The organism is Acinetobacter uliginosus (assembly GCF_044130295.1).
Classification (GTDB): Bacteria; Pseudomonadota; Gammaproteobacteria; order Pseudomonadales; family Moraxellaceae; genus Acinetobacter.
On sequence record NZ_JBIQOC010000115.1, the window covers coordinates 1 to 10,054 of the forward strand.

5 protein-coding genes and 3 pseudogenes are annotated in these 10,054 nt (G+C 43.9%); 3 read left to right on the forward strand and 5 right to left on the reverse strand.

Annotated elements, in window-relative coordinates:
* On the forward strand, nucleotides 1-139 hold a 139-nt coding region (locus tag ACE01T_RS16225), incomplete at its 5' end, for an integrase core domain-containing protein (RefSeq protein WP_395519681.1).
* A 175-nt stretch (nucleotides 140-314) separates the two neighbouring features.
* On the opposite strand, the pseudogene ACE01T_RS16230 reads toward ACE01T_RS16225, so the two are convergent.
* From ACE01T_RS16230 to ACE01T_RS16240, 3 genes and pseudogenes are all read right to left on the reverse strand, one after another.
* A pseudogene (locus ACE01T_RS16230) lies at nucleotides 315-404 on the reverse strand (IS1 family transposase); the annotation flags it as partial.
* A 105-nt stretch (nucleotides 405-509) separates the two neighbouring features.
* Nucleotides 510-2,251 (reverse strand): annotated as a pseudogene (gene ggt, locus ACE01T_RS16235) (gamma-glutamyltransferase).
* Between the two features lie 606 nt (nucleotides 2,252-2,857).
* Nucleotides 2,858-4,261, reverse strand: coding sequence for an LLM class flavin-dependent oxidoreductase (locus ACE01T_RS16240; RefSeq protein ID WP_180081063.1), 1,404 nt, complete (start codon nucleotides 4,259-4,261; stop codon nucleotides 2,858-2,860).
* Between the two features lie 638 nt (nucleotides 4,262-4,899).
* Here ACE01T_RS16240 and ACE01T_RS16245 point away from each other — a divergent pair.
* The gene (locus ACE01T_RS16245) at nucleotides 4,900-6,150 is read left to right on the forward strand and encodes an SfnB family sulfur acquisition oxidoreductase (RefSeq protein ID WP_395519678.1); all 1,251 of its coding nucleotides are present in this window, start codon (nucleotides 4,900-4,902) and stop codon (nucleotides 6,148-6,150) included.
* 13 nt (nucleotides 6,151-6,163) lie between these two features.
* Entirely contained in the window at nucleotides 6,164-7,420 is a 1,257-nt protein-coding gene (locus ACE01T_RS16250) for an acyl-CoA dehydrogenase family protein (protein WP_395519679.1), read from the forward strand.
* A gap of 149 nt (nucleotides 7,421-7,569) precedes the next feature.
* On the opposite strand, the pseudogene ACE01T_RS16255 reads toward ACE01T_RS16250, so the two are convergent.
* Both ACE01T_RS16255 and ACE01T_RS16260 read right to left on the reverse strand, forming a co-directional pair.
* Nucleotides 7,570-7,977: pseudogene (locus ACE01T_RS16255) on the reverse strand (acyl-CoA dehydrogenase family protein); the annotation flags it as partial.
* A gap of 124 nt (nucleotides 7,978-8,101) precedes the next feature.
* Complete coding sequence (locus ACE01T_RS16260) at nucleotides 8,102-9,721, reverse strand: oleate hydratase (protein ID WP_395519680.1); 1,620 nt, start codon at nucleotides 9,719-9,721, stop codon at nucleotides 8,102-8,104.
* Between the last annotated feature and the right edge of the window lie 333 nt (nucleotides 9,722-10,054).

Genomic DNA, 10,054 nt, shown 5'->3' on the forward strand with positions numbered 1-10,054 from the left:
GGATGTACAACTTGCGACACTAAACTGGGTAGATTGGTTCAATAAAGAGCGTGTACATAGTGCACTGGGTTATGTATCACCTTTTGATTTTGAAGCAATGTACTATGATAAGATTAACCCGTTAGGTCAGGTGGCCTAACTTAAATAAAAAGTCTCCGACAAACCCGGTACGGTTCATAGTTCTATATCTGCTTTTATCAGTAATTCCAAATTTAATCGGTTGCCTAGTACCTGAGAGTTACTGTCTTGCTGGATCAGATAAATTGGTTGATGTTCTAACTATTTCAGCATACGGGATACCAATTATTTTAATTATTGTTGTCTTCCATATCGGCGGTAAAAAACTTGCCTATTACTTGCTTGTAACATGTAAATGCTGTGACAAAACTATCCCAATGATCACTATGATCTAGCTCCTCCATTTTTATGCAGGCTTGCATCTTAGAAAGGCATCCGTCAACTTTCTGTGCATATATTTTGGCTCAGTAAAAGCCTATGATGTGTAACCCTTAATATCCACGTGTTGCGCCATCCGGATTACGTGGATCAGAATAGCCATAGATGCCATCTGGCAGAATTTGGATGGTTTGGGTTCTGCCCATGGTTGATTTCTGCACAATTTTATGACCTTTTTGCTTTAATAATTCGAGGGTATCGGCACTGATGCCTTTTTCCACACGGATTTCGTCCGGTAACCACTGGTGATGAATTCGCGGTGCTGCCGCCACTTCAGCCGGGTTCATCTGAAAATCGATGCTATTGATCAGGGTTTGTAGCACGGTACTGATAATTCGGGAGCCTCCCGGGCTGCCGGTGACCAGCCAGGCTTTCTGGTCTTTTAATACAATTGTTGGGGTCATTGAAGACAAGGGACGTTTATGGGGAGCAATGGCATTAGCATCTCCGCCAATTAAACCAAAAGCATTCTCTACACCGTGTTTGGCTGAAAAATCATCCATTTCATTGTTGAGTAAAATGCCGGTACCTGCTGCGACAATGCCACTGCCAAAGTTGAAATTCAGGGTATAGGTCACCGAAACCGCATTGCCGTGTTGATCGACCACTGAATAATGTGTGGTTTGGTCACTTTCATAGGGGATCGGTTGTTGGGCTGAATGGAGGCCGAAGGACGGGCTGTGGTAGCTGAAATCTGCTGAGCTAGCATTTTCGCATATGGCTTTGAACTAAGACCTACCACAGGCACATGTACAAAATCAGGGTCTCCCAGATATTTAGACCGGTCGGCATAGCCCAGTTTCATGCTTTCGGCCAGATAATGCAGGGTCTGGGCACTATTTGCTCCCCACTGTTGCAAGGGGAATTGTTCTAAAATATTCAGCATTTGTACCAGATGTACACCGCCGGAACTTGGCGGTGGCATGGTGACAATCTGATAGCCTTTATAATTGCCCATGATGGGCTGACGTTCGATAACTTTATAGGCATGCAGATCACTTTTTTGCATGATGCCCTGATGCTGCTGAATTTCTGCAATAATTTTGTCGCCGATTTCACCACGGTAAAACACGCGGCTACCCTGTTGGCTAATTAATCGCAAGGAATGTACCAAATCCTGTTGAACCAATCGTTCACCATAGCGTAAGGGGCGATTCTCTTGAAAGAAAATAGCACGTGAACTGGGCCATTTACCTAATTTATCTTGAGCTGCATTCAACATTTTGGCCAAAGAATGGCTGACTGGAATGCCATTTTCTGCCAGCTGAATTGCAGGGGTGATTACCTCTGAGAGGGGCAAGCTTCCCCATTTTTTCAGGGAATATTCCAGACCTGCGACTGTGCCAGGAACTCCGATGGCATCATGTGAATACAGCGATTTTCCGGCAATAATATTGCCATTTTCATCCAGATACATATCCCGTGACGTACGACGTGGAGCCATTTCACGAAAATCCAGCGCAATATTTTTACCAGACTGGGCATCATGCACAATCAGAAAACCTCCACCGCCCAGATTACCGGCATGCGGTAAAACCACTGCCAAGGTAAATCCAACGGCAACGGCGGCATCAACCGCATTGCCACCGCGTTTCAGAATGTCCAGACCGACCTGACTGGCGATTTCATGTTCGGAGGCCACCATACCATTTTGTGCCCGAACCGGATGGAAAATGTCATTGTCATAATCATAACTGCTGAGCGTTGCCTGATTGAGTGCCGTATTTGCATAAAGTTCAGTAGCAAGGCAACAAAGTGTAGCCAAGCTAAGTTTCAGGGCAAAACGGATCAACATAATATTTCTCAAGCAAACGAACAGTCGAAGCCACACAGCATTCCGCGCACTATCCGCGCGTCGTTTTGGGGCGCCTTAGTATATGCTGAAATTCATATCCGGTTGAGGGTTGAAAGAAAAAGCAGGTCAGGACAATGCCGTAAAAGACCATGAAATCATCAGATCGCTCAGTGATGATTTTCTCACAAGCGAATTTTTTCAATCAGCATTCAGCCTGTTTTTTCAGCATAGTTTTTGAAGCACTACCGAATTTTTAATTTCATTTTTTCTGATTGTAAAATACGACCAGTAATACCGCGACTATGATCAGTATCACAACTATTACATATCTTTCCATAGGTTCACCTGGAACTAATCGGTGGTCTTAATTCCGAGCATTTAATCTCAAAACTATTTTTATAGTAATCCGGAGCTGATTCTAAATCAGACAGTAATTTAGCTTTAGTGTATTCAGCTGGTGATAGCCTTAATAGCGATGGAATGTAATTGGATTTGTATGCTATAGGGTATCTTTGTTTAGACAATCAACCTGAGACGCCAGATGGATTTTCTATTTTCATGCCCGGAGTATAGAACGTGAACTTTGCCTGTATGCGAATAAAGACATTAAGCTCTTTTTAAAGCTTCTGTCGGTTGAAGGTGTTTAGCTGGATAACGGAAGCTGGCACCACGGTGCTTCTCTGGAAGCAACGGCCCGTGGCCAAACAGTTTTTCACGTAATGTCCCTTCCGTATATTCAGTTTGATATACGCCACGGTGCTGAAGTTCCGGGACTACAAACTCAACCACATCTTCAAAGGTTTGATGTGCCAGGATGTAGGCCAGATTGAAACCGTCAATATCGGTATCTTGTACCCATTCTTGCAAACGGTCTGCCACTGTTGAGGCTGAACCGACAATTACCGGACCATTGCCACCGACACTGATAAATTTAGCAATCTCTTCAATCGTCCAAACTTTATCTGGGTCGGCTTTGACATAGGAATCCAGCATGGACTGAATGGCATTGGTATGGATATATTCCACTTGATCTTCTGCCTGGAATTGTGAAAAGTCTACACCTGACCAGCCTGAAGCCAGTGTTAGTCCACCATGATAGCTGCCATATTGCTGGTATTCTTTAAATTTTAATTGTGCTTTTTCATCGGTTTCATCGACCACAATTGAAAGCATGGTATAGATCAGAATTGAATGAGGATCACGGCCTTCATCGGCCAGTTTACTGCGGATTCCCTCAACCAGTTTTTTTACTGCGGCTTTGGTCGGTGCAGAAATGAATACACATTCTGCATTTTGGCTGGCAAACTTCTGACCGCGACTAGAGGCACCAGCTTGATAAAGCACGGGGGTGCGCTGTGGAGACGGTTCACAGATATGAATGCCGGGCACAGTAAAATATTCACCCTGATGTTCAATGGGATGCACTTTAGTGTGATCAGCAAAAATGCCTTTTTCCTTGTCACGCAGCACCGCATCCTGTTCCCAAGAACCTTCCCAAAGTTTATACAGGACTTCCAGGTATTCATCGGCTATATCATAGCGGTTGTCATGGCTAACCTGTGTTTTCAGCCCGAGGTTTTTGGAACCACTTTCTAAATAGGACGTTACGATGTTCCAGCCGGCGCGGCCTTTGGTTAAATGATCCAGTGTGCTCATGCGGCGCGCAAAGGGGTAAGGGTGCTCAAATGAGATGGAAGTTGTCACCCCAAAGCCTAGGTGTTTGGTTACAGCAGCCATCGCAGGAACGATTTGTAGAGGGTCATTCACTGGAACTTGAACCGCACCTGTCAGCGCATGTTCAGCTGACTGGTGATAGACATCATAAATACCCAGGACATCGGCAATAAAGATACCGTCAAATTTACCGCGTTCCAAAATTTGTGCTAAGTTTGTCCAGTATTCCAAGTCTTTGTATTCAGTCGAACGATCGAGCGGGTGCCGCCATAATCCCGGGGATTGGTGGGCAATACAGTTCATTTCGAAGGCATTAAATCTAATTTTCTTGCTCATACTTATCTACAGTAATATTAAAATTTTTAATAATTTTAATAAAAAAATATTGAGACTTTTAATAAGAAAAATATCAATATTTATCACAATGCCTGTTTATGAAAATAAAGTATTTAGTAATGAGACCTCTTTCATAAACCAAAACATACAACTTTGGGGTAATTATCTGTACCGAAAGTCTTGTAGGATTTATACATCATCTATGGATGATATATGGATATAAAAATTTTTCTGACCCTCGGTTCAAGTGATACATGGTTATCTCCTGGTCAGCTTTTTATTTAATACTTGATCAATTACAGAAGCCTATCCCATCTGAAGGCAGATCACCCAAGTGAAGCTTAGACAATCAGGTTTTTCTTTATCTTTGCTAAATGTTATCGAAATAAAGGGAAAATACTCGATTTTAGATTTAATTTAATCGCTGGAATTTACAACATGAAACTGAGTAAAAAATGCTCCATTAAAGCAGTCTATTCTTTCTTGTTATCCTTTATATGAAAATATGAAATTCTAAGAATAAATACTACATAACATTTTAATTAAAATGATTTGTTTCGCTTATTAAATTATAAATAGTCTTTAAAAATAATGTTAGCTTTTATCCATTATATATAGGGTAACTAGAGCATTTTATAATGACATCCAAAATTGAAATAAATCTGAAACATGCAGACAATATTCCAAAAGATTTTTATCAACATGACCAATTGGCACATGTTATACAGTCAGATGAAGAAGCAATTGAAGTGGCGCAGCAGCTGGCGGCTGTTTTTGCCAAAGAGGCGTCCAAACGTGATCATGAACGCCTTCTACCCTTGCAGGAAGTGCAGCAGTATTCAGCTTCAGGCTTATGGGGAATTACGATTCCAAAGCAGTTTGGTGGTGCAGGGGTTAGCTATAAAACCCTTGCAGAAGTGGTAAAAATCATTTCCAGTGCAGATTCCTCATTAGGTCAAATTGCGCAGAACCATTGGGCCTTTTTGGAACATATCCGTCTGGATGCCAGTCCAGAACAGCAGGCATTCTTTTTTGACCAGGTGTTGAAAGGGCAGCGTTTTGGCAATGCCTTCTCAGAAAAAGGCTCAAAAACAGTGGCAGATCTGAGCACCAAAATCGAGTTCAAGGATGACCATGCGGTGATTAACGGCCAGAAATTCTTTGCTACTGGTGCACTGCTGGCGCATTGGATTCCCGTGGTTGCGGTCAGTGATGAAGGCAAGCCATTTGCAGCACTGGTGCCACAGCATACACCGGGTTTAACCATTGTGAATGACTGGAGTGGTTTTGGCCAGCGTACCACTGTGAGCGGTTCAGTACTTCTAGACAATGTACAAGTCGATTTGAAATATGTTGTGCCGATCTATCAGGCATTTGAACGTCCTACGGCAGCAGGAGCAATTTCACAATTTATCCAGTCTGCTATTGATGCGGGTATTGCGCGCGGTGCAATTAACGAAACCATTGCTTATGTACGCCAGCATGCGCGTCCGTGGATTGACTCTGGTCTGGAACAGGCCGTGCAAGACCCGTACACCATTGCCAATATCGGTGAATTAAAAATCAAGCTGCGTGCGGCCGAAGCAGTTCTGGCTTTAGCCGGTGAAGCGATTGACCGTGCTTTGGAAAACCCGACGGAAGAGACAGTATCTGAAGCGACGTTAATTACAGCCGAATCGAAGGTACTGACCACTGAAATTGCCCTGTTGGCTGCCAATAAGCTGTTTGAACTGTCTGGCACACGCTCAACACTTTCTGAATTGAACCTAGACCGTCACTGGCGCAATGCACGCACACATACTTTACATGACCCTGTACGCTGGAAGTTTAATATCGTCGGGAATTATTACCTGAATGATGTTCCGCCACCGCGTCACGCATGGAGCTAAAAGGAAAAATATTATGACTCTTCAAGCCAATCAAAACTTATCTCTGGGTGCAGATTACCAACAGGTTGCTGCTAAATTCCGCCCGATTTTTCAACGAATTGCAGATGGTGCGTTGGAGCGTGAAAAGACCCGCACACTCCCGTATGAACCAATTCAGTGGCTGAAGCAAGCCGGTTTTGGTGCGATTCGCGTACCCACTGCTTTTGGCGGTGACGGTGTATCGCAGAAACAGCTATTTCAACTACTGATTGAACTGGCAAAAGCTGATTCCAATGTAGCTCAAGCGTTACGCGGCCATTTTGCCTTTGTCGAAGATCGCTTAACTGCCCATAAAACTCAATCTCAAGACCTCTGGTTTCAGCGCTTTGTACAGGGTGAAATCGTTGGAAATGCCTGGACGGAAATCGGCAAAGTTGAAATTGGCGATGTGGTGACCCGCGTCACTGAAAATCCACAGGGCCAGCTGGTGGTGAATGGTCAGAAATACTATTCCACTGGAACCATCTTTGCCGATTGGATCGACTTATTTGCCTGGGATGAAACCACGAATCAGCATGTGATTGCTGCGGTGTCGACTCAAGTGCCAGGCATTCAAGTGGTGGATGACTGGAACGGTTTTGGCCAAAAAACCACAGGCAGTGGTACCTTGACCATTCAGCAGGTTGACATCAGCCGTGATCATATTTTGCCATTTGAAGAACGCTTTAAATACCAAACTGCCTTCTATCAAGTGGTGCATTTAGCAACCTTGGTCGGTATTGCACAAAGTGCTGTAGAAGCATTTACTCAAGAAGTCCGCAAGCGCACCCGTATTTTCAGTCATGGCAATGCGGATTTGGTCCGCGACGATGCACAAATCCTGCAAGTGATTGGTAAAGCGTCTGCACAGGCTTATGCGGCTGAAGCGATTGCTTTGCGTACTGCTGAAGCACTGGATGGTGCCTATATCAGTCATTTTCAGAATAATGCGGCGGCTGATCAGCAGACAAATGACCGTGCTGAACTGGAGTCTTCACAAGGGCAGGTGGTCATTTCAGAGCTGGTACTGAATTTGACTACAGAGCTGTTCAATGCACTGGGTGCCTCTGCCAGCACTACCGAAAAGCAGCTGGACCGCTTCTGGCGCAATGCCCGTGTTGTGTCTTCTCATAATCCACTGATCTATAAACAGAAAGTCATTGGTGACTGGGTAGTGAATCAGGCACCTTTGCCTTATGTTTGGCAGATCGGCAACAGTCCGGTAGCTAAAAAGCAGGAAATTGCAGCATAAATATGATTTAAAAGATTTAAATAAAACCGCATTGATATGCGGTTTTATTTTATTGAGAGGCTCGAAAAATATAATCTCAGCTTTATTTTAATTCATGTATTTCAGATATTTTTAAATCTTATTTTCTATCTTAGTTTCCAGAATTAAACCTGACCAAAGCCGTTCCAGTCGTCAATGATGGTTACACCTGCAGTATCATGCGGAATCAGTATGCAGGCTGGGTTGCCATTCAGATCGGTCATCCTGACATCCACCCAGTCAGCATACAGGCTGCTGGTGGTATAGTATTTTTGCCATTCAGCACCACAGTCCCGTTTTTTCATTGTGCAAGATGCGTGCTAAATTGTTCAATGGACTCTTTACCGCCTTCCGACCAGGCACTGCCAACTGTTCCACCTTTGTCGATATATTGCAGCCATAACGCTTTAAAAGCCTCATTCTGGCTCAGCAGCAGATCTTCAGTAAAGCCAAAATGCACACGCAATGCCTGAGGTAAATTGGCATCTGCCTGTGCGAGTAATCAGCAGGGTAAACAGTTCTGGAAGGGTGGTATCAAAATCATGATAAGCCTGCATACAGCCGCTGATAGCGGAATGTTGATGATTTATCTGGAGCAAAAAAGAGCACCCGAAAGTGCTCTCATGCTGCATGCTTCCGCACACATTTAGAATAAATGGAACATTAATGAAAAACGGTTTCCAACGCCTTTAAGCCGACTTTAGGGTCGAGCAGGCCATTATAAATGTCTGGGATTTCACGTTCTACGCCAAAAAACTCGTAAATGGCAATCATGGCACCACGTACTGAATATTCCACGGTAAACACTACATCCTCTTCAATTTCCACAAACTGGCCTAAGAATGCAAAGTTTTGCGAGCCTTGAGGGATGACTAAAGGGCGATCGCCGGGTTTACGGCAGGCGAACAAGGCAGATGCATAGGGCATCATGGCCGTGGTAATGTCGGTGCTTTGCAGCACATGGTCTAAAATGTCATCAAAACCGAGCTGCTTGACCAGTTCAGTTAAAATCTCTTTGCCTGTCGCTTGTGACATGGGCTTTTTGATGTAATCGCCTGTATGGTCAATTTGGAAACCGTAGCCCCAAAGGGTGTACACGCCTTCAGGCAAATCGGCAAAGTGCGGCTGTGCTGGAACAACAATAGATAAATGCCAGCCAGACTCAAACCAAGTCATCAGTGCGCCTGTACCCGGCTCATTACCGGTATAGTCAATGATGCGTTTTAACAGTACCTCATCTTTCATGGTCAGGGTAAACGACTCCCACTTATGTTCATCGACATTGCCATAAAAGGTCATGGGACGGCCAAAATCCGGTGCCTTTTTAGCCAATGTATCCCACAATGTCCAGCCATGATCCAAACGGTCACGAATTAATGCAGGTACATCATCCTTGCCGCCATAGCGAGAATCTGCAGTAATCGAACCTAGGGTGAAAATAGCCAAGTCATGCGCTTTCAGCTCAATCTGCTCCGTGCCTTCAGGTAGTTTGACATACAGGCGTGTAGCACGGCGCTCTTGCGTGTCTGCATCGGTCATGAAGTCTGCATCTGTTACATAATTGCCAAAGCGCACATCGACACCTTGCGCCATCAGCCAGCGCTGTAACGGCAGAATCATCGAATCATACTGATTGTATTTGGTGCGCTTTACCCCTGCGAGCGTATGAATGCGTGGCAGTTCTTGAATGAAGCGCAAAAAATAGCGGCGTAGTTCGGCGGCGCTATGCCATTTTTGAAAGGCGAATGTCGTACGCCACATGCGCCAGAAGTTGGTTTCAAAAAATGTTTCATCAAAAAATTCATCAATACGGCGACTACCAATTTTCTCTTCTTTAGACGCCAACAAGCGCAGCATTTGCGCACGGTGCAGGGTATTGAGGCCTAATTTTGCGGCATCGGCAATGACATGCTGCGCATCAATTAAACGCGCTTGGGCATGTGTTTTCACCTGTTCATTAAATTCACGGCATTCTTCGCGTACGGAAATTTCAGGGTTTTCCAAAGAGGGAATACTGGAAAATAAATCCCAAAGGCATAAATAGGTTTCATCGGTCAGCATGCGTCCACCCCGTGTGACCCAAGCCTGTGCAGCATTGGGAGTAGGGCCGCCGTCCATTGATCCACCTGAAATATCCAGTTCTTCCAAAATATGAATATTTTTTGCAGGTACTTTCGCATCACGGATTGCAAAGGCCGCTGCTGCCATACCAGCAATACCGCCCCCGATAATCCAAAGATGGGATTGCTGTGCATCTAACCCATAGCGTTTGTTATTTTGCATTATTAGCCCCTCGTTTAATTAATATGATGTGCAAACGGTTTTAAAACCATAAATTTAGTATGCTTTTTTATATATGAAAAATGTATTAAATATAAAGTTATTTATCCACAATTTTTGTAATTAAAGATTTACTTATTATGGTTTTTATGAATAGACCTCTTGCGAAAGTCAAAACCACCTCAATCTAAGTTTTATGAGATATCAGAACTTAAACCGTTTTTCAGATTGCTGAATTTAAACGCTTGGTTGGCGTACCTCGACCAGTTTTTACCGAAATGGTAGAGGTTTTAGAAAAAGCAGAATCACTCAAAAAGAAATCAGGTCGTCCTCATA

Excerpts from the sequence above, each read along its gene's own strand:
- ACE01T_RS16240 (WP_180081063.1), bottom strand. The coding sequence starts at position 4,261 with ATGAGCAAGAAAATTAGATTTAATGCCTTCGAAATGAACTGTATTGCC.
- ACE01T_RS16245 (WP_395519678.1), top strand. The coding sequence starts at position 4,900 with ATGACATCCAAAATTGAAATAAATCTGAAACATGCAGACAATATTCCA.
- ACE01T_RS16250 (WP_395519679.1), top strand. The coding sequence starts at position 6,164 with ATGACTCTTCAAGCCAATCAAAACTTATCTCTGGGTGCAGATTACCAA.
- ACE01T_RS16260 (WP_395519680.1), bottom strand. The coding sequence starts at position 9,721 with ATGCAAAATAACAAACGCTATGGGTTAGATGCACAGCAATCCCATCTT.